Source organism: Streptomyces sp. NPDC001617 (assembly GCF_053596855.1).
Genome location: NZ_JBSFHA010000039.1, coordinates 1 through 23,969, shown reverse-complemented (window position 1 = coordinate 23,969; position 23,969 = coordinate 1). Strand labels below are relative to the sequence as shown.

At 68.5% G+C, this 23,969-nt stretch carries 19 protein-coding genes; 11 read left to right on the top strand and 8 right to left on the bottom strand.

Features of this window, described 5'->3' with window-relative positions:
- Positions 1 to 5: 5 nt before the first annotated feature.
- The 4 genes from ACWC09_RS27355 to ACWC09_RS27340 are packed head-to-tail and all read right to left on the bottom strand — an operon-like array spanning position 6 to position 7,415.
- The gene (locus ACWC09_RS27355; RefSeq protein WP_450853377.1) at positions 6 to 1,952 is read right to left on the bottom strand and encodes a TOMM precursor leader peptide-binding protein; all 1,947 of its coding nucleotides are present in this window, start codon (positions 1,950 to 1,952) and stop codon (positions 6 to 8) included.
- Complete coding sequence (locus tag ACWC09_RS27350) at positions 1,949 to 3,631, bottom strand: hypothetical protein (RefSeq protein ID WP_450853375.1); 1,683 nt, start codon at positions 3,629 to 3,631, stop codon at positions 1,949 to 1,951. Before ACWC09_RS27350 ends, ACWC09_RS27355 begins: the two co-directional genes overlap by 4 nt.
- The gene (locus ACWC09_RS27345) at positions 3,628 to 4,800 is read right to left on the bottom strand and encodes a lantibiotic dehydratase C-terminal domain-containing protein (RefSeq protein ID WP_450853374.1); all 1,173 of its coding nucleotides are present in this window, start codon (positions 4,798 to 4,800) and stop codon (positions 3,628 to 3,630) included. The genes ACWC09_RS27350 and ACWC09_RS27345 overlap by 4 nt, the downstream gene beginning before the upstream one ends.
- Positions 4,797 to 7,415 carry a lantibiotic dehydratase gene (locus ACWC09_RS27340; protein ID WP_450853373.1) on the bottom strand — a complete coding sequence of 873 codons (2,619 nt, stop codon included), beginning with the start codon at positions 7,413 to 7,415 and terminating at the stop codon, positions 4,797 to 4,799. The genes ACWC09_RS27345 and ACWC09_RS27340 overlap by 4 nt, the downstream gene beginning before the upstream one ends.
- A gap of 330 nt (positions 7,416 to 7,745) precedes the next feature.
- On the opposite strand from ACWC09_RS27340, the gene ACWC09_RS27335 reads away from it, so the two are divergent.
- A complete protein-coding gene (locus ACWC09_RS27335; protein ID WP_450853372.1) occupies positions 7,746 to 7,907 on the top strand; it encodes a thiazolylpeptide-type bacteriocin in 162 nt (53 codons plus the stop codon).
- A gap of 639 nt (positions 7,908 to 8,546) precedes the next feature.
- Here the strand turns inward: ACWC09_RS27335 and ACWC09_RS27330 are convergent.
- The 3 genes from ACWC09_RS27330 to ACWC09_RS27320 form a co-directional block, all read right to left on the bottom strand.
- Positions 8,547 to 9,749: a beta-ketoacyl-[acyl-carrier-protein] synthase family protein gene (locus tag ACWC09_RS27330; RefSeq protein ID WP_450853371.1), complete on the bottom strand. Its 1,203-nt coding sequence runs from the start codon at positions 9,747 to 9,749 to the stop codon at positions 8,547 to 8,549.
- A gap of 84 nt (positions 9,750 to 9,833) precedes the next feature.
- Entirely contained in the window at positions 9,834 to 11,210 is a 1,377-nt protein-coding gene (locus ACWC09_RS27325) for an FAD-dependent oxidoreductase (protein WP_450853369.1), read from the bottom strand.
- Positions 11,207 to 11,965, bottom strand: a complete 759-nt coding sequence (locus tag ACWC09_RS27320; RefSeq protein WP_450853368.1) for a hypothetical protein — start codon at positions 11,963 to 11,965, stop codon at positions 11,207 to 11,209. Before ACWC09_RS27320 ends, ACWC09_RS27325 begins: the two co-directional genes overlap by 4 nt.
- A 313-nt stretch (positions 11,966 to 12,278) precedes the next feature.
- Between ACWC09_RS27320 and ACWC09_RS27315 the strand changes: the two genes are divergently transcribed.
- From ACWC09_RS27315 to ACWC09_RS27300, 4 genes are all read left to right on the top strand, one after another.
- Positions 12,279 to 13,274, top strand: coding sequence for an acyl-ACP desaturase (locus ACWC09_RS27315; RefSeq protein ID WP_450853367.1), 996 nt, complete (start codon positions 12,279 to 12,281; stop codon positions 13,272 to 13,274).
- Positions 13,271 to 14,083 (top strand): cupin-like domain-containing protein, encoded by an 813-nt coding sequence (locus tag ACWC09_RS27310; RefSeq protein WP_450853365.1) that lies wholly within the window; start codon positions 13,271 to 13,273, stop codon positions 14,081 to 14,083. The genes ACWC09_RS27315 and ACWC09_RS27310 overlap by 4 nt, the downstream gene beginning before the upstream one ends.
- Before the next feature lie 215 nt (positions 14,084 to 14,298).
- A complete protein-coding gene (locus tag ACWC09_RS27305) occupies positions 14,299 to 14,535 on the top strand; it encodes a hypothetical protein (protein ID WP_450853363.1) in 237 nt (78 codons plus the stop codon).
- A gap of 460 nt (positions 14,536 to 14,995) precedes the next feature.
- Positions 14,996 to 15,283, top strand: a complete 288-nt coding sequence (locus ACWC09_RS27300) for a hypothetical protein (protein WP_450853361.1) — start codon at positions 14,996 to 14,998, stop codon at positions 15,281 to 15,283.
- A 473-nt stretch (positions 15,284 to 15,756) separates the two neighbouring features.
- Here ACWC09_RS27300 and ACWC09_RS27295 read toward each other — a convergent pair whose 3' ends face one another.
- Positions 15,757 to 15,897, bottom strand: a complete 141-nt coding sequence (locus tag ACWC09_RS27295) for a hypothetical protein (protein ID WP_450853360.1) — start codon at positions 15,895 to 15,897, stop codon at positions 15,757 to 15,759.
- A gap of 232 nt (positions 15,898 to 16,129) precedes the next feature.
- On the opposite strand from ACWC09_RS27295, the gene ACWC09_RS27290 reads away from it, so the two are divergent.
- From ACWC09_RS27290 to ACWC09_RS27265, 6 genes are all read left to right on the top strand, one after another.
- Entirely contained in the window at positions 16,130 to 16,957 is an 828-nt protein-coding gene (locus ACWC09_RS27290; RefSeq protein ID WP_450853358.1) for a 3-hydroxybutyrate dehydrogenase, read from the top strand.
- Positions 16,958 to 17,097: 140 nt separating this feature from the next.
- Positions 17,098 to 18,498: an MFS transporter gene (locus ACWC09_RS27285; RefSeq protein ID WP_450853357.1), complete on the top strand. Its 1,401-nt coding sequence runs from the start codon at positions 17,098 to 17,100 to the stop codon at positions 18,496 to 18,498.
- A gap of 71 nt (positions 18,499 to 18,569) precedes the next feature.
- Complete coding sequence (locus ACWC09_RS27280; RefSeq protein WP_450853356.1) at positions 18,570 to 20,510, top strand: helix-turn-helix domain-containing protein; 1,941 nt, start codon at positions 18,570 to 18,572, stop codon at positions 20,508 to 20,510.
- Positions 20,511 to 20,541: 31 nt separating this feature from the next.
- On the top strand, positions 20,542 to 21,306 hold the full coding sequence (locus ACWC09_RS27275) for a CoA transferase subunit A (RefSeq protein WP_450853438.1): 765 nt from the start codon (positions 20,542 to 20,544) through the stop codon (positions 21,304 to 21,306).
- A 2-nt stretch (positions 21,307 to 21,308) separates the two neighbouring features.
- Positions 21,309 to 21,959 carry a 3-oxoacid CoA-transferase subunit B gene (locus ACWC09_RS27270; protein ID WP_450853354.1) on the top strand — a complete coding sequence of 217 codons (651 nt, stop codon included), beginning with the start codon at positions 21,309 to 21,311 and terminating at the stop codon, positions 21,957 to 21,959.
- Between the two features lie 482 nt (positions 21,960 to 22,441).
- Positions 22,442 to 23,905, top strand: a complete 1,464-nt coding sequence (locus ACWC09_RS27265) for an extracellular catalytic domain type 1 short-chain-length polyhydroxyalkanoate depolymerase (protein WP_450853353.1) — start codon at positions 22,442 to 22,444, stop codon at positions 23,903 to 23,905.
- Positions 23,906 to 23,969 lie beyond the last annotated feature (64 nt).

Sequence of the window (23,969 nt, the reverse complement as noted above, 5' to 3'; positions counted from 1 at the left end):
CCCGTTCAGGGAAAGGGATGAGGGTCGAAAGGCAGGTCCTCGTAGCGGGGGCGGGCGGGCAGGCGGCCCAGTTGCCACGGCACATCCAGCAGCCGGGGCAGACCGCGGGTGCGGCGGTGGACATGACCGAAGGTCATCGGCAGCGCTCCGGGCACGAGCACCTTGGCAGCTTGCAGGCCGAGGGCGTCGCGCACGACCGGGTCCGTCTGGTCGACGACGACGACGTCCATGCCGACTCGTACGACGTGGGCAGCCATCTCCGTCAGCAGAACTCCGAGATCCGGCACAGGTCGTGGCCTTCCGGGCCAGATCTGGTGCCAGGGTCGGGGTGGCCTTTTGTCGGCCAGCAGGAACTCGAAGCGGGAACGGGCTTCGGGCAGTGTGAACAGCCCGGTGTGGTCTTCCATGTGGGCCACTCGCTGCGGCTCGTCCAGCATCCGCCGCAGTCGGTCCCGGTCGAACTTGTCGGGCGACATACGTGCCTGTTCCGCCGTGACTTCCAGGTTGACGACCACCTCGACGACGGCGGACCGGATGGCCTCCCGGGGATCTGGATGGGCTCCGGCCGCAAAGAACGCCTGCGGGGCAGCGGACTCAGGGTCACGGCAGAGCACGAGGGATACCACTGCGGGAACGCCGAAGTCGTTGCTGGAGTCGAAGAGCAACAGGTCGTAGCCGAGGGCATCGAGGCGATCGACCGAGTGGCTCACGAGTGGGTCGTCGTCAGGCGGCGCGACCCGAGCCAGGGGTGTGCGCGCATACCAGGCCATGAGGAACGCGTCCCGCTCGGCGACCTCGAGCAGGCCGTAGAGCACCGCCTCCTCGAGGCTGTTGCCGAGACCGCAGCCGTTGGAGCTGTCCAGGACGAATTTCGGCGAGTCTCCACCGGCCCGCCCTTGGGGAAGGCCCCAGTAGGCCATCTCCTCGGGCACTGCCAGCGCTCGGTCCTGGCCCATCGACCAGCCGTACACCCAGGTCGTCACCATGTCCGGGGTGTAGCGGGCGATCTGGAACTCCGGCAGTTCCTCCAGGTGCGGTTCGTGCAGCCCGAGCTGAGCGGGATCGATCGCGCGCTGCGGTCCGAGCTCGGCGAAGCTGCCGCGCAGCACGGTGCGTTTGCCACGCGGGACCATTCCGGTCATCCGCTCCACGGCTTCGAACAGCGCGATTCGTTCAGCGTCGGCGAAGGTCAGCGCGCGACCGTATCCGCCGTCGCGCTGCTCCCAGTCGCCGACCACTGCAGCCTGGGCGAGGGCCAGTGGGTACTTCTCCTGGCGGGACAGACTCGCCACGGGGCCCAGCCGCCAGTCGTGCAATGCGGCACTCAGCCGTGCTTGCGTCGTGGCTGGGTTGTCCTGACGTAGCCGGTAGGGATCGGTCAGCGGTCGCGGGGCAGGGACGAATCGAGCACGCTCCGGTGTGTCCTCGGGCAGCGGCCCGCAGATCGAGCAGCCACCGCGGCGTGGCCTGGCCCGATGGGTGGAGCAGGTCCCGTCGTGTGTGCGGACCGCCCACATGGTGCCCGACGAGCGGGCGGGGTCGGCGAGGGCATCAGCGACGAGGGCTGCCAGCAGGGGCATCGCGGTCGGTGCGGACACGCCGCCGAGAAGCAGATCACCCTGGTTTCTCGGAGTACGGCCGCCGATGGTCGCGAGTCGTTCCACCTCGACACAGCCCAGGCAGGCCGGAGCACCACGGTGCAACAGCGGCCCCACCAGTGCTGTGGATCCGTCGACCCGGACCGGCAACAGCGTGATTCCGGTCCGCCAGGCGTGGGCGGACAGGGCTACGGCCTGATCGGGGGTCCAGTCGTCCAGTGCCACCACCGCGACGGGTCCGGTGGCAGCCAGAGCCGTATTGAGATCCATCACCGGCCACGGCAGCCCGGCGTCGGCCATCGCGGTGGCGAGAAGGCCGCCCAACTGCGCCGTATCCTGAACGGTACCGGTCACGGCGACACCTCCAGGGTGACGAACCCGGCGACCGCCAGCGCCCGGGTCAGGCCACTGTTCGGTGCCACCGGCGTGGCGGACGGTGCTCGGGCACCGAGCAGTCGACGCAGCCCATGCTGCAGCGTGTCTTCCCGCTCGAACGCGGCTGCGGGCCAGATCCACGCATCTTTCTGCCAAGGCGCGGAGTCCGACGTGTCCATGGCGGGCACCGGAACGGCGCCACAGGGTGGATGCACTGTTGCCGCCGGATCACCGCCGACGGCCCGCCATTGCAGCGTCCCTGCTGCCGCCAGTGCGCAGAAGGCCGCCGCGTCTGCTGCGGTGCCTTCCACAGCCCATCCCAACAGCGCGGTTTCGCTCCGCAGTTCGGCGTGGTAGGCGCCAGGAGCCAGCTGGTCTATTCGAAGGTCCGCTTGGACGCCGAAGCGGAGCGTCACCGCCTTGAACCAGCGGCGGGCATCAGGGGACAGCGCCCACTCCTCCTCCACCGTGCCTTCCGGACGAGGGTGGTGTGTGTGCACCAGACGGCGCAGCCGGACGCCCTCGGCGTGCCTGGTGCCGGCACCCACCACGGCGGGGGCGCCACGGTCCAGGACGGTCAGGTGCTCCGCGGCACCCATGGCGCAGTTCAGCCGAGCCGTGGCGGTATCGGTGCCGATGCCGCAGACGACCGCATCGCCGATGCGGCACTGTGCCAATCCGGCCGGCAGTTGCGGCAGGTCGTCGACTGCGAGCACTGGCAGCACGCCGGTCTCGGGGTCACTCAGGGCCTCGACCTGGGTCAGCACAGTGTCCCGATCGGCCGGTCCGCCTACGAACGGCTTGGCCTCTCCGGAGACCAGCCACGGGTGGTACTCGGCGCGCAGTGGATCGAGGCGGGCGATGAGGGCTGTGGGGTAACCGAGCGTGGACGGCGCTGCCGGCGAGGCGGCGAAGGTGTCTTCACCGGGGTCGAGCAGGCCTGCGATCGCGCACACCAGACGATGTGCTGCGGCGCCGCCGACCAGCGCGGCCAGGACAGCTGGGGAGGGGAGCCCGGCGGACAGCCCGATCCGGTCGGTGATCGCCTCGGCGTCGCGGTGTACCGACACCATGGTTCCCGCTGGGGTGACGAAGCCGACGTCGCCGCCGACAGATGCCGCCACCGACACCTCGCCGGTGGAGAGCAGGACGGGGGTGGCCGACTCCTGGCTGCGGCCGTCCGGTACGAGGATCTGCACCCCGGCACCGGTGAGGGCCCGGGCAGCAGCGGCGGCGACCGGGCCACTCCCTGCGACAAAGACCCCTTCGGAGCGGATCCGCTCCCAGGCGCCGACGGGGTCCGGTGCGACGGCCGCCAGCCAACTGGCGATCCGTGCGGGGGGTCCGGCGGGGTCGCCGGAATCACCCCAGCCCGGGGGTACTTCGACCAGCATGTCGTGTTCGCGCAACTGCTGTGTCAGCGTGACAATCGCGGTCCGGACCGCCGGGCTGGGGGCGATGTCCAGCAATTGTTCGTGAGAGCGGCCGTCTGCCAGGGCCACCGAGACTGCCTGCCACAGCCGCCACAGTCCCGCAGCGCCGTTCATGGTGAAACTGGACTGCGCCCCCCGCACGTGGATCCCGTCGGGAACCGGGCTGGCGTGCACGATCGGGCGCAGGCGTAGCACCGCGGTACGATTCACGGTCGCGTTGGTCATCGTGTCCGCCCTCCCGTCGCGCCGGTGCCTGTCGAAGCTGCCACATGCCTTGCCAGGCTTTCCTGCCAGGTGATCCCGGTGAGGCGTTGGACGGCCTCGCTGAACAGATAGGCGGCCAGATACCGTTCGAGCGGCGTGACATCGCACAGCGCCAGCAGCAGGTAGAGCATGTTGGTCGCGAATCGGTACGGCCCGAAGTTCTCCGCCATGCCAGGCATGTTCAGGAAGTCGAGTTTTCTCAGTTCGGTGTGGTAGGGGCTGTAGCTGGTCCGCATCTGCTCATCCCAGCGACGGACAGTCTCCGGATCACCGATAGCCCGCGCCTGCTCCGTGTACCCATTCCCGAGGACGAGCGGGAGTTCGCCCCGCTCGAACGCGGACGTGCAGACCGCCAACGCGGGCTTGACCCACCTGTTCCAGGCCGGGGCGATCGGGTCTTCGGCACATCCCTCGACGGTGGTTATCCGGGCGACATGGTCGGTGATCTGCTCCGTCCGGCTCCGCCATGCGTGGTCAAAGCGGCTCCGCAGCTTTCCGTCGGAGTCGTTCAGATGCAGGAAGTCTTCCAGGTGGGACCGGAACGACTGGCTCCCGCCGAAAAGACCGAGCGGGTAGGCGGAGGCGTGGACCGCCATGGCGGTGACCGTGAGCCACACTCTGTTCGTCGATGAATTGCCGTGTTCGATCAGCCATTGGGCGGACTCGGCCACGGGCTCCATTCCCGCGCGCAAAAGGTTCGCACGGCAGACCACGGCGGCGGGAGAACCAAGCAGATGAAGAACATGACTTTCGTCTGCGGGCTCGATCCTTACCGAGTTGTTCGGATGAATCGGCTCGTAGGGCCCCGCCACCAGATCCGCACGGCCGCGCAGTACCGCCTCCCGCAACAGCACGGAGGCGTCCTGATCGGATTCGGAGGGCCGCGATGCGAGGTGCTTGCGCAGCGTTTCGGCTGCCACCTCGGCCGCCTCGCTCACCTGGTCCCGCCGACCGGTCATCCTGATCCGCAGATGGGGGCCGTGCAGCCAGTGTCGCTCCAGGTGGACATCGAGCCCCGCCATCTGCGCCTGGCGTGCGGCCGGCAAGACGGCGTCGTAGAGCAGGGGTACCTTCTCCGCCGTGTGGTAGTAGCAGGCCACGTCGACCGCCAGGGGGGATGCAGGTGTCACGGGTGACTCCGATAGGTTTCGGTAACGATCTCGACGGTGCGCGCGCCGGACTCCGGCACTGGCAGGGCTTCCTCGATGATCAGACTGTCGGGGTAGCGGGCCAGGGTGCGCGACAGGCAGCGCAGGTGCAGGGCACTACCGAGGTCCACGTACTGGGACTTGGGCTGTGCGAAGTAGGACATGAGCGCGCTCGTCCCGGCGGCGTCCTCGGGAGCTGCTGCAGAGACGAAGATGTGCTCGGGGATGCCGAGCAGGGCCCGCCAGCGGGACGCCACCTGCACAGGTGACCCCTTGTCCAGCTCGGCACGCCAGGCGTGCACCATCTCCCTTGGAAGCCGCCACTGGGCACGGGAGAGGATCACATCGCGGTAGCGCAACCGGGGCCGGTACCGGATCCGGCCCATGGCGGTCTCACACTCCCGGCTCGGCGCCAGCTTCCCAAGGGACACGTAGCCCGACCCCAGATCGTTCACCAGCGGCATCCAGCGGCCCGGCAGCACGAACGGCACGAGGAAGCCCAGGTACAGAACACTGATCAGCTCGCCCGTGGCGGCGACACGCAGCCGCAACTCGTCGCTGCCGGTGTCGTGGACCAGTTGCAGATGCTCCGGCTGAAGCGTCGCCCAGGCCGCAGCCTCGGATACCTCGTCAGCCACCAGTCGAGGATGGAGATTGGCGTTGAACCCGCCCACCGGGCGGATCTGGGCGACCCGTTCCCCCTCGCCGAGTGCTCCGGCGATCTGCGCCGACACTTCCTGCTTCGCGCTCGGGTCCAAATAGTCGAGGAATCGGCTCGTGTAGCGCCCCCAACCACCGTAGACATGGTTGACGCACAGGCGGGTGACGACGCCGTCCTGGACCGGCTGCACGAACACCCCGTACGAGGCGGGCCGCTGACCGAGCCAGGAAGGCGTTCTGCGTCCGGCATCATCGACCAGCTTCTCCGGCAGCACCACCTCGCCGTCCACTCCGGCGACCGGAACGGCGGAGGCCAACTCGGCGCGCAGACTCAGCAGATCGCGCACCTGGCGGCTGACAGGCTGCCGGTCTTCGGGGCCGGGGAACGTGCCGTCCACGTCCAGTTCGTCACATTCTTCCCATATCTCGGCGATCTCGTCGGCGAAATCGGCAAGCGAGTCACAGATCCCGCCGACGCCGAATCGTGCGACGAACCGGTCCCGTGTCATTCGGCGGACCACTGCGTACCCGTCAAACAGTTCGAACAGGGGGCCGAGTCTGGCAATGTCAGGTAGGGCTTTGCTGCCGTGACCGGCACCGAGCGCCATCACCGCGGGAATGGCGACATCCTCGGTGAGCGGTACCCTGGGGCCCTTGGGTGTCACCCCGAGCAGCGAGAACGCCGCCGACCAGCGGGACCGGATCCGGGCCAGGCATTGGGGTCGGCACTTGGCGGGAAGTTGCGCGTACCTCTCGGTGTCGAATGCGATGTCGGCAAGGATCCCGGCCAGCTCGATGAACCCGATGCCGATCAACCAGCGGGATGCCTCGCGGACGACGTCTTCCGCCTGAGGATCGAACGGAGACGCCGGCTGGAGCAACCCCTGGTCGATAAGCGCGGTCACGTAGGCCACCGCGGCGCGCTCAGCCTGTTCCGGCGAGCCGGGAAGCCGGGAAGCGATACCGGCGGCGAGGTCGTGCGGCCGCAATGCGCCGCCGACCCCGACACGGGCAAGCACAAGGCGCAGCGGTGCGGTCAGCGGCGAGGCCATCTGCTCCTCGCGGACCAAGCCGGGGGGAGCGTCGTCAACCGGAGATGGTCGACGGTAGAACAGCTGCGCCCCGTCGGAGCGCAGGCCGGGAGCGAGCCGGTAGTCCAGTATGGAGCGCACCTCCTGACGCTCGAGAACTGCCTGGACCAGGGCGTCCAGCAAATACCGCTGCACTTGGGCCACAGCGAACGGATCGGTGGGACGCGGATCGTGTCCGCGAGGGTCTTCTTGCCATCGGCCCCAACCAACGTGCGAGAACCAGGACAGCGGGTTCGTCTTGGTGACGGCGCGCATCGCGTACCGCAGCACTGTGGCCTCGGACTTACGGGCCTGTTTGTCGGGTTCATCACCTTGGGCAGCCGTACGCTGCACCGCGCGTTGCAGATCCTCGCTGATCAGCGCAACGGCGCGCTGCAAATCCTCGCTCTGGCAGAGTCTGGCCAGCGCACTACGGTCCGTCCGCAGAGCCGACCCGGCAAGTACGTCGAGCTGGTCACCGATCCGGTCGATCTCGTCACGTGCGGACAACCAGGCGTCCAGCAAAGGCAGCTGTAGGTTCAGATCTGCAAGGGCAGTCCGCAGTGTCCCGCGCGGTGATCGCCGGTTGTAGACGTCCCGTCGCAACGGCACCAGCACCCGGCTACGGACATCTCCTGGTGCGGCGCCGGCACGGTCGTGCAAGGTGTCGCCAAGCTCACGTCTGACTCGTTCGCACCAGAGGGTCAGTTCGACTAGCCGTCCGACGCACTCGCGGTACACGGTCGCGTTCGGGGAAGGCTCCGGAGCAGACAGCGCCACGGTTCGGACCAGCGCGTACGGCGCCACTGTCACCGCTCCTGGAGAGTCGACGGGCACATTCGCCAACCCGACTGTCGTGTCAGTCATCCAGCCTCCTCAGCCTGCCGGTCGGTGAGTGCCATTCAGCGCACGGCGTCACGGATCTTGGACGGATCTTGGAAGGCGACACTTGCCGCCGACCGGCGCGGCCGCATCAGTAGAAATGCCTAATGTCATACGCACGTCTCACACGTATCCGGCTCATCCGCTGATTGCGTAACCGATTCAGTACTTCTACTGATGTCGAACAAAACTCAGGAGCCGGACAGTGGCCGTTAAATGTCACCCCTTGGCCGGACCCATTCGTCGGGCATACGTGACGTCTACCTGTGAAGAGTCCGGACACCTCGTGTCCGGGCGAGACGAAAGGAGAGCTCCATGCCCCAGATCCTCGAAACCAGCACCGTCGAAGACGAGTTCAACCTCGACGACCTCGACCTCAGCTCGCTGAAGGTGGTCAGCATGCACGACTCCACCGGGCTGCCCGAAGGAGGCGCCTCGCTCATGTACAGCAGTTGCTCGTGCTGCTTCCGCGCCTGAGGTGAGGGGCTCGGGCGTGCCGCCGCTTGTCCTGTCGGCTGCGGCCGGCCGGGCCTCCAACTCCACGAATTGAGCCGGTGCAGAGACGCCGGGCCGGTCGAGGCCGATGCGCGGGACCACCAGCCCGCCAGGATCGCCTCCACCACTGCATCGGGCACACCGTCGACTCCATCAGACCCGGAGCGGTTCACGATTACCGCGGTGAAGTTACGTAGTCGTTTTACGTATTTACGCGGACCCCCACCGGCAGGCGTTGTGCCAGATTCCGATCCGTACAGGGGTGGCGGTGCACAAGCCCGTGGGTCCGGCGAACTCCTCTGTGATCGTTCCGGAGGTGAACCCAGACATGAGCCACACTGATCCGGGCAGCGCGGTGCGCTTGTACGTACGGGCGGTGGGCCGTCGGCACCGTGCCTGTCCAGGGGCCCGCCAATGATTTCGACGGTGTACCGAAATCATTGGCGGGCCCCTGGACAGGTGCATGTTCTTCACCCACCGAGCCCTGGAGGGCCGTGCCGGTCCATCGGCGCAGATGCCGCACGCGAGTTTGTCTCCGGCACGGGGCCGCCGCGTCCGCACTGCCCACCGTCGGTTTCTCAGCACGGTCCGGGTGGTCAGGCCGGCCCCGTCCTCCGCTCCTCAAGGGGTCATGACCAGGCAGACGTTGTGCCCGCCGAAGCCGAAGGCATTCGCGATGGCGGCGTCAAACGGACCCCGTCGTCGCTCCCCGGTCACGATGTCGAGGTCGATCCGGGGGTCCTGCTCGTCGAGATTGATCGTCGGTGGCATGGCCTGCTCGCGCAGGGAGAGGACGGCCGCGAGTGCACCGAGGGCGCCGGCCGCGCCGAAGAGGTGGCCGGTCATGGACTTGGTCGCCGTGACGGGCGGTTCGGCGCCGACGACGTCGGTGATGGCACGGGCCTCGGTCAGGTCTCCGTGCAAAGTGGCGGTCGCATGCGCCATGACGAGGTCGATGTCCCGGGAGGCGAGTCCGGCGTCGGCGATAGCGAGCCGCATGGCGCGGGTCTGGCCCTCGGGATGTCCGGCGGTCATGTGGTGGGCGTCGGAGGTGACGCCAGACCCGGCAAGCCGGGCATGTACGTGGGCGCCGCGGGCCGCGGCGAACTGGGCGCGTTCCATGACCAGTACAGCCGAGCCCTCACCGATGACGAAGCCGTCCCGGGACCGGTCGAAGGGCCGGGACGCCTGTTCCGGAGCGTCGTTGCGGGTGGAGTGCGCGGTCGCCTGGGCGAAGCCCGCGAGCGGCAGGGGATGCAGACAGGCCTCCGCGCCGCCCGCCACCACGACATCGGCGCGCCCGAGCCGGATCAGATCCATGCCCAGGGCGATGGCCTCGGCGCCGGAGGCGCATGCGCTGACCGGTGTGTGAGCACCGCCCCGTGCCTGCAACTCCATACTGACGACAGCCGCCGGGCCGTTGCTCATGAGCATGGTTACCGCCCTTGGGGAGACCCGCCGGGCTCCGGAGCGCTCCAGGACGTCGTCCTGCCCCAGCAACGTCAGTACTCCGCCGGTGCCGGTACCCATGACCACTGCCAATCGGCAGGAATCGACCTCGGGGCGGCCGGCGTCCGCCCATGCCTCCCTAGCGGCGATCAGGGCGACCTGCTCACACCGGTCCAGACGGCGAGCCTCCACGCGATCGAGTACGGCCGTCGGGTCCACCCGCAGCCGGGCCCCGATCCGCACCGGAAGCCGCTCGGTCCACTCCTCGTCGATCAGGGAGATCCCCGAGACGCCGGCCAGCAGCGCCGACCAGGTGCTGGGCACGTCGCCACCCAGGGGGGTCGTGGCGCCGAGCCCTGTCACGGCTATGTCCATCGGATGCTTCTCCTTGGGGAAGGCGGCGGGCGGGGGTGTCCGGTGGGTCGTGAGTCGGGAGACAGCCCGGCGAGGTGTCCAGGGTCAGGGCTGCGGCGTGCGGTCGGTGGCCAGGGGCGGCCGGGGTGTCGCGGCGGGCAGCCCCAGCAGCCGAGCGCGGATGGCAGCGGCGATCAGCCGGGGATGGAGCAGGCAGGTGGGCGGAGCCATGAGGTGGTAGACGCGGTCGAGCCCGCGTTGGGCACGGATGTCGCCATGGGTGGCGAGCCGGTCGATCTCCCCGGACCAGAGGCCGAACAGCCCCTCCACCACACCGGGCCGCCGGTCGGGCCCGAGGTGGCCGAGGTCCTCACCGGTGGCGATCGCCCAGGAGAGGTCGGCGGTACGGACCAGCCGGCGCAGCAGCCGGCGCTCCCAGCCGGTACCGGTACCCCGGGCCAGCGCCTGTCGCAGCTGCAGTGCCTGCAGAGCGGCCACCGTGATGCCCTGGCCGTACACGGGGTTGAACGCGCACAGACTGTCCCCGGTCACCAGCAGGCCGACGGGCCAGTGCGCGAGTCGTTCGTAGTGACGGCGCACATTGCCGGTGCGTCGGTGTACCGCCACCTCGGTCACGGGCCGGGCCCGGGCGACGAGATCGGCGAGTGCGGGGTCGCGCAACCGCTTCAGGAAGTCGTCGAAGCCCTCCGGATCCCGGGGCGGGCGGTGATCGCCGGCGCCCACAGCGGCCACCAGCCAACGGCCGCCCTCGACGGGCAGCGCCACTCCCCCGGCCGGAACCTGACGGGTCGGCAGCACGAGGATCCCCGCCGCACCGCCGAGGATGTCGGCCGGTGCGGCATATGCACGGCTGGCATATCCGAACCGGGCGTCGACCGTCGCGGTGGGCACCTGCCCGTAGCCGAGTTGGGCCAGCCACTGGGGCAGCCTGGACGCGCGACCGGACGCGTCCACCACGTGGTCGGCGGTCAAGGGCGGGCCGTCAGCGCGTTGGACGAGCCAGCCGTCTCCGGAAGGTTCGCGGGCCAGGCCGCTGACCCGGATCCCGGTCAGCATGCTCACCTCGGGGAGGGCCAGTACCCGCTGTCTGACGAGATGTTCCACCAACGGACGCGTGGCCGAGACCAGTTCGAAGGCCGGCGTGCCGAAGGGGGCCCAGCCTCGTTCGCCGAGCCAGGCGAGATTGCCGGTGTCCAGCGGGACACCGCCCGCCGCGACCAACTCCGCGCGCAGCCCAGGAAGCAACTCCTCGATCGCGCACAGGCCGCGGTGCAGCAGCACATGCGGCTGCCTGCCCTGCGGAACTCCGTTGCGCGGTGCGGGCAGCCGGGAACCGTCCCCGAGGCTCTGATCCGACTCCTGTTCGAGGATGGTGACCGTCCGGCCTGCCGCCCCGAGAACCGCCGCTGTCAGCAGACCGGCCATGCTCGCCCCGATGACAACGGTGCGGACCGCGCTCATGAGGTACGCACGATCCGGAAGAGCAGATGCCGCAGCTGCTTGAGCCACGGTAGCGGCACGTGACGCCACAGCGGTGCAGCGGCGGACAGTGGAATGCGTCCCCGGATCACCGCTCCGTAGTCGAGTGAAGCAGGGTGCGGAAAATATGCGGGCTTGCAGGCGACGATTTCTTTGAATCCCTTGTTGTAGTAGTAGCGCAACTGGGGGTCGCGGGGCATGCCGTGACGCCTCTCACGCATATACACGTCGACTGGGAGTTCAGGATTCCTTTTCCTCCATGCCCGAAGTCCCGGCATGGGTGAACCCAGATATATGTCACGCCATCCGTGCTTCAAGGCGTAGGGCCAGAAGAACTCGAAGACATCCGTCACGGAGTCAGCATCGAAGCTGGTCAGGCTGATTCCGAACAATGAGTTCCCTGTGTGTGGAGAATCTGACTCAGCGCGGGCGCAGCCGGCCCAGTCGGCTGCTGCACGTACCTGCGCGGCAGTGATCGGCTTCATGAAGAGCGAGGTCAGCGCTGCACCGCTGGACCGGTCGAAAGCACCCACACTGAGCTGGGGATACGCTTGTATTCGCGCTGCCAACTCAGGTCCGTCGGCTGCCTGCTGGCGGTCCCATTTGGTCTGCTCCAGGACCAGGAGTGCGGGTACGTCGTCCAGCCTCAGGAAACGCGTCTCTACGGAGTTGTCCGGGGACTCCAGGTCTGCTCCGGAACGGTCGTGAGGTGTTCGCACGGGAGGGAGCAGGGTCATTGTGCACTTCTCCGTCGGATCGGTTCTTCGGATGCCGGAATTATTAAGCCCAGCCACTCGCCCAGGGAAGACAAAAAGGTAGTCACATTGGGTTTGTACACCGTTTGTTAAGGCGTGGTTCATCCTCGAAATCTGCTCTTTACCGGCCATGTAAACCCGCATGTGACACCGGTTACATTTGTCGGCTCGCCGGCCGATCGAGAGTATTGTCCGAGCGGCGGTCGAACCGAGTCGCATTCCCTTGCGGTCGGATTTCGGTGCTACTCGCGTACACCCGCGGGTGTCGATTCCCCTCACTGCCGCAGGAAGCCGAATGACAACTGTGCCAAGCCCGGACATCCGACTGCTCATGGACCTCGAACCCGTGGCCGAGGCCGGTCTGAACCGGCATCTGGCCGGCGCGAAGGAGTGGTTCCCGCACGAGTACGTCCCCTGGAGTCGCGGCCGCGACTTCGACGGGGTGCTCTCCGGAGAACCCTGGGAGCCGGAACAGTCCATGCTGCCGGAAGCCGTACGCGTCTCGCTGGTCGTCAATCTGCTGACGGAGGACAACCTGCCGAGCTACCACCGGATCATCGCGGAGCACTTCGGCCACGACGGAGCCTGGGGCACGTGGGTGCATCGCTGGACGGCCGAGGAGGATCGTCACGGGCAGGTGATCCGGAACTATCTGCTGGCTTCCCGGGCCGTCGACCCGGTGGCTCTCGAACGCGCGCGGATGGCTCACATGGGCGGCGGGTTCGAGCTCCACCACTCCTCCGCGGCCGAGGTGATCGCGTACGTGTCCTTCCAGGAACTCGCCACCCGGGTGGCGCATCGCAACACGGGCAGGCTCTCCGGCGACCCTGTCTGTGAGCGGCTGCTGACCCGGGTCGCCCAGGACGAGAACCTGCACATGCTCTTCTACCGCGACCTGCTCGACGCGCTCTTCGAACTTGCCCCGGACGTCGCCATGCGCGCGGTCGCGAATGTCGTGACGGCGTTCCGGATGCCGGGCCACGGCATGGACGGCTTCGCCCGCAAGTCTGCGCAGATCGCCCTGGCCGGCATCTACGACCCCCAGCTGCACCACGACGACGTACTCCTCCCCGTGCTGCGCAGGCTGAACATCTTCGAACGCCCGCTGTCCGGCCCCGACGGCGAACGCGCCCGCGAGGAGCTCGCCGCGTACCTCGATGAACTCGACCGCACCGCACGGCGCTTCACGGAGCAACGCGACGCGATACGACAGCGCACCGCGCGCGGCGACCGACCCGCCGTTGCTGCCGCGCAGGGGGGCGGACCGACCCGGAAGGATCGATCCCAGTGACGTATGACATCGACCTCCCCCCTCTGCCGTCGGCCGCCGGCGACCCGGTGGTGGAGCTGCGTCGACGGGAGCCCGCGGTCTTCCGAGGGCTCGCCGCCGACTGGCCCGCCGTCGGCACCTGGACGCTCCCCTACATCGCCTCCCTCGACCCCTCACTGAGAGTCCGGCTCGTCCGCGGCAACCGCGAGAACACACATACGGCGTTCACCTGGACTGACCTGGGTACGTATGTGCGGCAACTGTCCGAGCCGCCCCAGCCGGACGGCGAACTGCTCTATCTCAAGGAGTTCGACCTGCTCAAGCAGTTCCCGGCACTGCAGGAGGGCCTGGGCCGCATGGACTTCCTGCCCGGCGGCGCGGTCACCTCCCGCAGCGCCTGGATCGGGCCCGCCCGGGCGCGCACGGGCCTGCATCAGGACCTGCTGGACAACTGCGCCGTGCAGATCACCGGAACGAAGCGTTTCCTCCTCGCACGCCCAGGGACGGTCGAACGTGCCGAGATGGTGTCCGCCAAGTACGACTCCTGGGCCCGCCTCTCGCGGGTGAGCTTCACGGAACTGGCGTCCGTGGCGGGCGCGGCGGCGAGCGAGGACTACTTCTTCATGGACCTGGAGCCGGGTGACGTGCTGTATGTGCCGGCCGGCTGGTGGCACGAGGTCGTGAACCTGAGCGCCGGCATCCTCCTGAGCGGGTTCTTCGGCTCCAGGACCCACGTCACCCGCTTGTGGACCCAGGTCACCCTGCGCGACACCCTGCACCGCGCCCGACTGCTCAACCGGGGCGACTGTACATGCCACACGGCCCGGTGAAATGCAGCCGGGCCGCACGACAGCGGATACCGCGCGGCGACTTGATCCGCTCCGGCACCCGGCGGAACGTCTGCGGCCTCGGTGAAATCTCGCATCGGCTACCGATCGCGGTGAGGGGGACGCGTGAGGATCGCCGGAAACAGACCTGTCGGGGCCGGTGACGTCGGGCTGGGGTGCCGGTCACGGAGGGCCGGTGGCAGCCCACGCGGGCCGGGGTGGCGAACTCCTGGGCCTGGGCCAAGGAGGAACTGCTCTTCGCCGACGGGTGGCTGACACTCGCAGGGCCGAACGGGTCAGGGAAGTCCTTGTCGGCATCGGTGATGCACCGGCGGCAGGTCGCGCAGGCGGAGGCCGCCGTCGCGCAGGCTCAGGAGGCAGCAGACGGGGCCCAATCGGCGGTCGTAGCGGCCTGGGAGCAGTGGCAGGGCCTGGTTCGGCGTGTGGCGGCATGACGCCGTCCTGATCGACGTCGGAATGGTGCCGGAGCCGGCCGGGGACGGGGTTACGGCCGACGCCGCACAGACAGTCGCGCATATCCAGCTGTCCTTGGAGCGGGCGCACGCAGCGGCCTCCGGACGGCTACAGCGTGCAGTGGACGCCACCGACCAAACGGCGGGACTCGCACAGGAGACGCTCCGCGACCTCGAACAGCAGCTGGAGCAGGCCCGACAGGTGGCGCCGGTGCCACCCGCACCGCTATGGCGCAGCCGGCAGCCCGTGGACGACACCCCGTTGTGGGCGCTGGTGGACTTCGCCGAACACCTGACGGGCGAGGCCAGAGATCGCCTCGAGGGTGCTCTGCTGGTCCAGTGGTCTGCTGGACACACTGGTCCGCGCCGACGGGCAGGCGGTGGCGCAAGATGTGACCCTGTGCCACGGGCTGCGGTGCCGTCGGGGACGAGTCTGGCGGAATTGCTTCGGCCCGACGCACAGGGCCGGATCGCCCCCGAGCGGGTCCACCAACTGCTGCGGTCGATTCCCCTGGCCCCCTCGGCGGGCGATCAGGTCACGATCGCGGTGGCGACCGCGGTCGCACCGGCCGGCTACCAGGCGCGGTTCATCGGGCGAAGTGCTCGCCAACGCGCCCAGCTCCAGCACGTAGCCGACCTGGAGCAGCAACTCGACCAGGCGCAGGAGGCATTGCACCGGGCATGCGAAAGGCTGCGCGCGCTCACGCCCGGGTCAGCGCCGCCGCGGTAGAACGGGACCGGTTCCCCTCCCCCGCCGGGTGGGAGCAGGCCCGCGAGAGGTGGCAGGGCCTTCTCCAGGCGCTGCAGGAGACCCACAACCGGTCCGCTCAGGACATCCGCCCGGCCGAGCGCGAGCTGGTGCAGGCACTGGACGCGGCCGCCGCACGGCGCCGCACCGCCCTTGAACTGCTGGCCCAGGAGGTACGGCACACCGAACAGTTGGCGGCCACTGCAGCGGGAGACGGCCGAAACCGCGGCCGCCAGCCACGCCAAGTGGGAGCAGGCAAAGGAAGCCCAAGCACAGGATGCCGAGTAGGCCGGTGCGTTGACGTGCTCGACACAAATCCGATGCGTGGTCACGGCGGTGACGGCGGCGCAGTTGGTGGGGCGGAGGTAGACGCCGTTAGCGGTACGGGTCCCCTGGAGCCTGTGCGAATCGCTCGGTCGATTCCGCCGAGGTGCGGGGCGGGGTCACGGTCGTGGTCACTGTCCTGCCTGCTTCCGGTAGTCCTGGATCTTGGCGGTCACCGCCTTCTCCGCCGCCTTCAGGGCGCTGTCGAAAGAGGTCTTGCCGCTGAACGCCTGCTGCATCGCGGGGACGACCTCGGCGCGTACGCCCGTCATCGTGTCGAGGACCGCACCGAGAACCAGAAGCGCCCAGCCCGACCGTCACCACACAGGCACCGAGACCTCCGGCGCTTGGCGCCTCCGGGTCGAGGATTCGCGTTCTCACCCTGTCCAAAGGCCGGGACTTCCTGCGAAGAACAAGGGATGGTTGCAGTCACCATGGTCAGGTCGGAAAGTATGTCGGTTGGTCACGTGTGAGTTGTCTGCCGTTGTTTCTAGCGTATCGGCCATGGAGAGTACACAGAGCTCAGTTCAGAGTGTGAGCCGGCTCCCAGGTCCGCGCGCTGTCGGCGACGCCCCGTCAGCCGGTGTCCGGTTTCTGGCCGGTCGGACGGCCCTGGTCACCGGCGCCGCCAGCGGGATCGGGCGGGCTTGTGCGACAGCTCTCGCACAAGCCGGAGCCGGGGTGTATGTGGTGGACCGGGCAGCTGACGGGGCCAAGAGCGTGGCGGAGGAGATCGGCGGCACCGCGTACGTGGTCGACCTCTCTCACCCCGCTGCGGTGGACTCCCTGCCGGATGACGCGGACATCGTGGTCAACAACGCCGGACTCCAGCACATCGCGCCCCTTCATGAGTTCCCGCCGGAACGGTTCGCCATGGTCCAACGGGTCATGGTGGAGGCCCCGTTCCGTATTCTGCGCCGGACGCTGCCGCACATGTACGCGAGCGGATGGGGTCGCGTGATCAACATCTCCTCGGTGCACGGCCTGCGGGCCAGCCCCTACAAGTCCGCCTATGTCGCCGCAAAGCACGCCTTGGAGGGCCTCAGCAAAGTGACCGCTCTGGAAGGCGCTCCTCATGGGGTGACGAGCAACTGCGTCAATCCCGGTTATGTCCGCACCCCTCTGGTCGAGGACCAGATCGCCGCCCAGGCCGTCGCCCATGGCATCTCCGCGGCGGACGTGGTGAAGTCGGTGATGTTGGAGCGCAGCGAGATCAAGCGGCTGATCGAGCCTGAAGAGGTAGCCGCAGCGGTCCTGTGGCTCTGCTCCCCGAACTCCGGCTACATCACCGGAGTCTCGCTTCCCGTGGACGGCGGCTGGACCGCCCGCTGACGGGCGCTCAGCCCACTCAAGGGGCAACGCACGCCGAACACCACGCATCGCAGCGCCGCCCTCCAGGCCCCCGTTTCATTCCTCGACGTTTCCGAGGCCCGGAGAACCCTCTACTCACCCACCTCCGAGACGGTGACACCATGTCAAACGCTCACAGCGTCGTGAACGGTCCTCTGAGTCCGACCGGACCCAAAACCTTGCGGAAGGTGGTCGCGGCCAGTCTCGTCGGGACCACCATCGAGTGGTACGACTATTTCCTCTACGGCTCGGCCGCCGCCCTGGTCTTTGGTCGCGTCTTCTTCCCTGACTCCGACCGGCTGACGGGCACTCTGCTCTCCTTTCTCACGTACGCCATCGGCTTCGCGGCCCGCCCGCTGGGCGCCCTCGTGTTCGGTCATTTCGGCGACCGTATAGGCCGCAAGAGGCTGCTGGTCGTCAGCCTGCTGATGATGGGCGGTGCCACCACCCTCATCGGCTGTGTCCCCGGCTACGACACCATCGGTGTCACGGCACCGATCCTGCTCACCGCGCTCCGCGTGATCCAGGGCTTCGCCCTCGGCGGCGAATGGGGAGGCGCGGTCCTGCTCGTCTCCGAACACGGGGACGCCAGGCGCCGCGGCTTCTGGGCTTCCTGGCCTCAGAACGGAGCCCCGGCGGGCAATCTGATCGCCGTCGGCGTCCTGTCCCTGATGACCACAATCCAGAGCGACGCGGCATTCCTGGCCTGGGGCTGGCGCATCCCCTTCCTCCTCTCCGCCGTACTGGTCGCAGTCGGCATGTGGATCCGACTGTCCGTCGATGAGTCCCCGATCTTCAAAGACGCTCTGGCGAAGGCCAAGGAGCGCAGGAGCGAACAGAAGGCCGAACAGCCTCCATTGCCAGCGGTGCTGCGTCACCACTGGCGCGACATCCTGGTGGCCATGGGAGCACGGATGGCGGAGAACATCTCCTACTACGTGATCACCACCTTCACCCTCGCCTACTGCGTGGAACACCTCGCGATCGAGAAGCAGGCCGCACTGAACGCCGTACTGATCGGCTCCGCGGTGCAGTTCTGCCTGATACCGCTGTTCGGCACTCTGTCGGACCGGATCGGCCGCAAGCCGGTGTACCTCGCGGGGGCGATCGGTGTGGGTGTCTGGGCGTGGGCCTTCTTCGCCCTGCTGGACACCAGATCCTTTCCGGCACTCGTACTCGCGGTCACCGTGGGCCTGGTCTTCCACAGTGCGATGTACGCCCCACAAGCGGCGTTCTTCTCCGAAATGTTCGCCACGCGCATGCGGTACTCCGGTGCCTCGATAGGTGCGCAGTTCGCCTCGGTGGCCGCAGGAGCTCCGGCCCCGCTGATCGCCACGGCGCTTCTGCAGTCCTACGGCACCTCCACCCCGATCTCGGTGTACGTCACCGCGGCTGTGGTGCTCACCGTGATCGCGCTGATAGCGGCGAAGGAGACGCGCGGCCGCGACCTGGCCGATATCACGGCCGAACCCGCGGCTGCGGCACAGCCGATCGCGGGCGACGCGGCCACCACGTCCCACTGAATGAGCCGCCCTGATGGGAAGCCGGTCCTCGGCTTCCCATCACCTTGCTCTCCGGCCAGATGGTGCCCCTCATGACTGAAAAGACCACATCCACCACCAGCCACGTACAACAACTGCTCGAACTTCTCGCCGAGGACGCCCCTGCCGACGCCTTCGCCGCCATCGCGTCCAAAGCCCGGGCCGGCGGCGTCGGCGCACAAGACCTCACGGAGATCGAGCAGGCGACCGAGACGGCCGTGCGCGTCCACCGGATCCTGCGCCAGCGCCGCCGCCGGGAACTGGAACTCACGGCGCTCTTCGACACGGCCGGCGACCTCGCCGCCCTTCGCGAGCTGGACGCGGTGCTCCAGTCCATCGTCCGCCGGGCCAGGATGCTGCTCGGCACCGACACCGCTTACCTGACTCTCCCCGACGAGGAGGCCGGGGACACCTACATGCGGGTCACCGACGGTTCCGTCTCCCCGCTCTTCCAGAACCTGCGGCTGCAACTCGGCGAAGGCCTCGGAGGACTCGTCGCCCAGACCGCGCGCCCCTACGTCACTCCCGACTACCGGACCGACCAGCGCTTCCGCCACACCGACAGCATCGACCGCGGCGTCCTGGACGAGGGTCTGGTCGCCATACTCGGTGTTCCGCTGCTACTCGGTGCCAGCAGCGGTCGTGGCGGCAAGGTCATCGGCGTGCTGTTCGCCGCCGACCGGGCTCCACGTTCTTTCAGTCCCGATGAAATGGCTCTGCTGTGCTCTCTTGCGGCACATGCCGCCATCGCCATCGACACGGCCAGGGCGATCTCCGACACTCGTACGGCCCTTGCCGAGCTGGCCGAGGCCAATGCCCTGATCCAGGCGCACTCGGCGGCGATGCAACGCGCCGCCGAGGCGCACGACCGCCTGACCGACCTGGTGTTGCGCGGCGGCGACGTCCTGGACGTGACCGCCGCCATCTCCGGCCTCCTGGACGGCGTTGTCACCATCCATGACCCGGACGGCCGTTCCCTTGCGCCCGTCGGCCGTGGCGAAGATATTTTCCCCGAGGACGCGGGAGACACCGACGCCCTGGTGAAGGCGGCCGAGAACTCCCGAACGGCTGCCCGCGCCGTGTGCCGGGACAATCGCTGGATCTGCGCCGTTCTCGCCGGCCAGGAAGTGCTGGGCAGCCTTGTCCTTCACAACCGCCCTCGCATCGAGGAATCCGACCGGCGTCTGTTCGAGCGCGCCAGCGTCGTCACCGCCCTGCTCCTGTTGCTCCGGCGCTCCGTGGCCGAGGCCGAGAACCGCGTCCGAGGTGAGCTGATCGTCGATCTGCTCGCCGCTCCCGACCGGGACCCGGCTGGACTGGCCCAGCGCAGCCGCCGTCTCGGCGTCGATCTGGACCGCCCCCACCTCGTCCTGGTGGCGGCAGGCACCACCGGTTCCCGTGAAAGGCTGGCCGGCGCCGTCATGCAGTACCTCTTCGGCAGCGACGGCATCAGCGCCGAGTACGCGGGCTCCCTGGTAATGCTGTCCCCCCACCGCGGCACGCCCCCCGGCGACGCGGCCAAGGCCGCCGCCGCACAGCTCACCCATCTCGTCGGGACACCGGTCACGGTGGCGGCCGCCGGCCCCGCCGCAGGACCACGGGCGATCGCGTCCGCCTACGCCGAATCGGTGCGCGGCTTGCAGGCCCTGCAAGCCCTCGGTCGCGACGGCGACGGAGCATGCGTCGCCGATCTCGGCTTCATCGGCGTACTCCTGGGTGACCGCCACGACGTGGCGGCGTATGTCACCAGCGCCCTGGGACCGCTGCTGAAGTACGACGCCCGGCGTGGCACGGATCTGGTCCACACCCTGGAGGCGTACTTCGCCTGTGGTGGCAGCCTTACACGCGCCAAGGACGAACTGCACGTTCACGTCAACACCGTGGTGCAGCGTCTGGACCGTATCCGGATCCTGCTCGGCGAGGACTGGAACAGCCCGGAACGGGCGCTGGAGCTGCAACTGGCGCTCCGGCTGAACCAGTTGGCATGGGCCTAGAAACGACAAAGCCCTCATGGAAGGCAATCTCATGGACAAGATCGTGGACTCGGTTGCCCAGGCGGTGGCGGACATCCCCGACGGCTCGACACTCGCCGTGGGCGGCTTCGGCCTGTGCGGCATCCCCTCGACACTGATCGGCGCGCTGGCCGACGCCGGTACCTGTCGTCTGCGTGTGGTGTCCAACAATTGCGGCGTGGACGACTGGGGCCTGGGCCTGCTGCTGCGCGCCGACCGGATCACCCGGATGATCTCGTCCTATGTCGGCGAGAACAAGGAGTTCGCCCGCCGGTACCTGTCGGGCGAGCTGGAAGTGGAGTTGACTCCGCAAGGCACCCTTGCCGAGCGGTTGCGCGCGGGCGGCGCAGGTATCCCGGCCTTCTTCACCCCGGCCGGTGTGGGAACCCAGGTGGAGGAGGGGGGGCTGCCCTGGCGCTACGCGGCCGACGGTTCGATTGCCATTGCCTCTCCGCCCAAAGAGGTCAGGGAGTTCGGGGATCGCCGGTATCTGCTGGAGGAGGCCATCACCGCCGACTTCGCCCTCGTACGCGCTCAGGTCGCGGACCGGCATGGCAACCTCGTCTTCCACGCAGCCGCACGCAACTTCAATCCGCTGTGTGCGATGGCTGGCCGGATCACCGTGGCCGAGGCCGAACGCATCGTCGAGCCGGGCGAACTGCCGCCGGATGCCGTCCACCTGCCCGGCGTCTATGTGGACCGGGTGGTCGCCGCCGCCCCGTCCGACAGCCGCATCGAGCGCCGTACCGTCCGCCCCGACGCCACGAAGGAGAACTGACCGTGCCCCTCGACCGTGACCGGCTGGCCGCCCGTGCTGCCGCGGAACTGCGCGACGGCCAGTACGTGAATCTGGGCATCGGCCTGCCGACCCTGATCCCCAGCCATCTGCCCCCCGGGGTTCAGGTGGTGCTGCACTCGGAGAACGGCATCCTCGGTGTCGGTCCCTACCCCCATGATGGGGAGGAACACCCGGATCTGATCAACGCCGGCAAGGAAACGGTCACGGTCGTACCGGGCGCCGCCTACTTCGACTCGGCCTTCTCCTTCGGCATGATCCGGGCCGGCCGAATCGACGTGTCGGTCCTTGGTGCCATGCAGGTCTCGGCCTGCGGCGACCTCGCCAACTGGATGATTCCCGGCAAGATGGTCAAAGGCATGGGGGGAGCCATGGACCTGGTCCACGGAGCCCGTAGGCTCATCGTGGTCATGGAGCACAGCTCCAAGGACGGCTTTCCGAAGATCGTCGAGGAGCTCACCCTCCCCGCCACAGGCCGCCGTGTGGTCAACCGCATCGTCACCGATCTGGCCGTGATCGACGTCACCCCGGAAGGCCTCCGCCTGATCGAGGTGGCTCCGGGCATGACGCCCGACGCGGTCCAGGCCGCGACCGGCGCCAAGCTGCTCGTGCCCGAGGCTTTCGGCGGCCGATGAGCACCACGCTTACGGATCCTGCACTCTGACGTGCGAATAGGCGCGGGGCAAGGCGGTGGTAGGCGGCTCTGAGCGCCCGGTGACCATGATGATCGCCGGGCGCTCGGACGCTGGGACGCTGGGAGTCAGCCTGCGTCCGCAATCAGGTTTCGAGAGGCCCGTCCGTCGAAGGACACACCGGCTCGGTGTGCGCCGTGGCGACCACGACGCCCGCTCGTCGCCATCACCCGAGGGAGCCGGGGTCGAGGTCCGTCGCATGTCGCGGCGTCACCGTCGACACCATGGGTGCGCGAGCCACTTCGGGCACCGCGGTCCTGGCTGTCCCCCACATGTCGCGGGTGAACCGACCGGTCGTACGTTCGGCTTCCAGCAAGTCGGTACGACAGCGGGCCCGGAGGCGTGACGGAGCCGGGCGAGACGGGATCGCCGAGCGCCGCGCCGGCGCTCTCCCCGCTTCCCCCACCACACATCGGAGTCGCACCATGCCTCACCTCACCTGGCGAGTATTCTTCCGACGAGCAGTACTGGCGACCGTATTGAGCGCCCTTGCCGCGGCCCTGACCGCCGTCACTCCCCTCGCATCGAGCGCGGCGGCCGCAGGCACCCTCCAGCAGGTCACCGACTTCGGCTCGAACCCCGGCAATCTGGCGATGTACGAGTACGCGCCGACCGACCTGGCCACCCACGCACCGCTGGTCGTCGCTCTGCACGGCTGCACCCAGTCGGCAAGCGACTACCACGCGAACTCCGGCTGGCAGAAGTTCGCCGACCAGTGGGGCTTCGCCGTGATCTATCCGCAGACCAGTTCGGCCAACAACGTCCTGTCCTGCTTCAGCTGGTTCGACTCGACCAAGGACACCCGGGGCAGGGGCGAGGCCGCCTCGATCATGCAGATGGTCGACACCGCAGTGGCGCAGTACGGCTCGGACCGCAGCCGCATCTTCGTCACCGGCCTGTCCGCCGGCGGCGGCATGACCGCGGACCTGCTCGCCGACTACCCCGACGTTTTCGCCGGCGGCTCGGTCGACTCCGGCATCCCCGCGCAGTGCGCCACCGCGCAGTCGGCCGCCTCCGGCTGCCAGTACACCAATCAGAACCTCACCCCGAAGCAGTGGGGCGACAAGGTCCGCAGTTCCTACCCCGGGTACACCGGCCCATGGCCGCGTGTCGCCGTCTGGCAGGGGTCGTCCGACACCACCGTCATCCCGGCCAACGGCACCGAGTTGCGCGACCAGTGGACCGACGTCTGGGGCATCGGCCAGTCGGCCTCCAGCACCGAGAACCTGACCGGCGGCACCACCGAGAGCATCTACGACGACAGCACCGGCAAGCCCGCCGTCGCCTTGTTCTCGGTCTCCGGTATGGCGCACGGCCTCGCGGTGAACCCCGGTTCGGGCGGCGACCAGTGCGGCGGTACCGGGACTTACTACCTCGACTACATCTGCTCCAGCTACTACACCGCGAAGTTCTGGGGCCTGGACGGCAGCGGCGGCCAGGGCACCGGTTCCCTGCCCGCGCCGTCCGGCCTCACGGTGACCGGCACCACAGACACCAACGCCTCCCTGTCTTGGAACCCCGTCAGCGGCGCCGCCTCGTACAGCGTCTACCGCGACGGTAGGAAGGTCGGCTCCGCGACGGCCACCGCGTACACCGACACCGGCCTGTCCGCCGGCACCGCCTACAGCTACACCGTCGCCGCGGTCGACTCCTCCGGCGCCGCCGGCGCCTCGTCCGCGCCGACCACCGCGACGACGACAGGCGCCCCGCCCAAGTGCTACACCGGCAGCAATTACGCACAGGTACAGGCCGGGCGAGCGCACCAGAGCGGCGGTTACGCCTACGCCGACGGCTCGAACCAGAACATGGGCCTGTACAACGTCGCCGTCACGCACACACTCCAGGAAACCTCACCGGGCTACTTCGTCATCGCCGACTCCGGCTGCTGAACCGACGACAGCCACGCGGCCCGCGCCGGACTGGTCCGGCGCGGGGCGCGGGGGTTGCTCCAGA

What these genes read in the sequence shown, in the direction of transcription:
- ACWC09_RS27295 (WP_450853360.1), bottom strand. Translation starts at nt 15,897, where the DNA reads ATGACGGGCGTACGCGCCGAGGTCGTCCCCGCGATGCAGCAGGCGTTC.
- ACWC09_RS27280 (WP_450853356.1), top strand. Translation starts at nt 18,570, where the DNA reads ATGACTGAAAAGACCACATCCACCACCAGCCACGTACAACAACTGCTC.
- ACWC09_RS27340 (WP_450853373.1), bottom strand. Translation starts at nt 7,415, where the DNA reads ATGACTGACACGACAGTCGGGTTGGCGAATGTGCCCGTCGACTCTCCA.
- ACWC09_RS27290 (WP_450853358.1), top strand. Translation starts at nt 16,130, where the DNA reads ATGGAGAGTACACAGAGCTCAGTTCAGAGTGTGAGCCGGCTCCCAGGT.
- ACWC09_RS27315 (WP_450853367.1), top strand. Translation starts at nt 12,279, where the DNA reads ATGACAACTGTGCCAAGCCCGGACATCCGACTGCTCATGGACCTCGAA.
- ACWC09_RS27350 (WP_450853375.1), bottom strand. Translation starts at nt 3,631, where the DNA reads ATGACCAACGCGACCGTGAATCGTACCGCGGTGCTACGCCTGCGCCCG.
- ACWC09_RS27320 (WP_450853368.1), bottom strand. Translation starts at nt 11,965, where the DNA reads ATGACCCTGCTCCCTCCCGTGCGAACACCTCACGACCGTTCCGGAGCA.
- ACWC09_RS27325 (WP_450853369.1), bottom strand. Translation starts at nt 11,210, where the DNA reads ATGAGCGCGGTCCGCACCGTTGTCATCGGGGCGAGCATGGCCGGTCTG.
- ACWC09_RS27330 (WP_450853371.1), bottom strand. Translation starts at nt 9,749, where the DNA reads ATGGACATAGCCGTGACAGGGCTCGGCGCCACGACCCCCCTGGGTGGC.
- ACWC09_RS27285 (WP_450853357.1), top strand. Translation starts at nt 17,098, where the DNA reads ATGTCAAACGCTCACAGCGTCGTGAACGGTCCTCTGAGTCCGACCGGA.
- ACWC09_RS27265 (WP_450853353.1), top strand. Translation starts at nt 22,442, where the DNA reads ATGCCTCACCTCACCTGGCGAGTATTCTTCCGACGAGCAGTACTGGCG.
- ACWC09_RS27335 (WP_450853372.1), top strand. Translation starts at nt 7,746, where the DNA reads ATGCCCCAGATCCTCGAAACCAGCACCGTCGAAGACGAGTTCAACCTC.
- ACWC09_RS27275 (WP_450853438.1), top strand. Translation starts at nt 20,542, where the DNA reads ATGGACAAGATCGTGGACTCGGTTGCCCAGGCGGTGGCGGACATCCCC.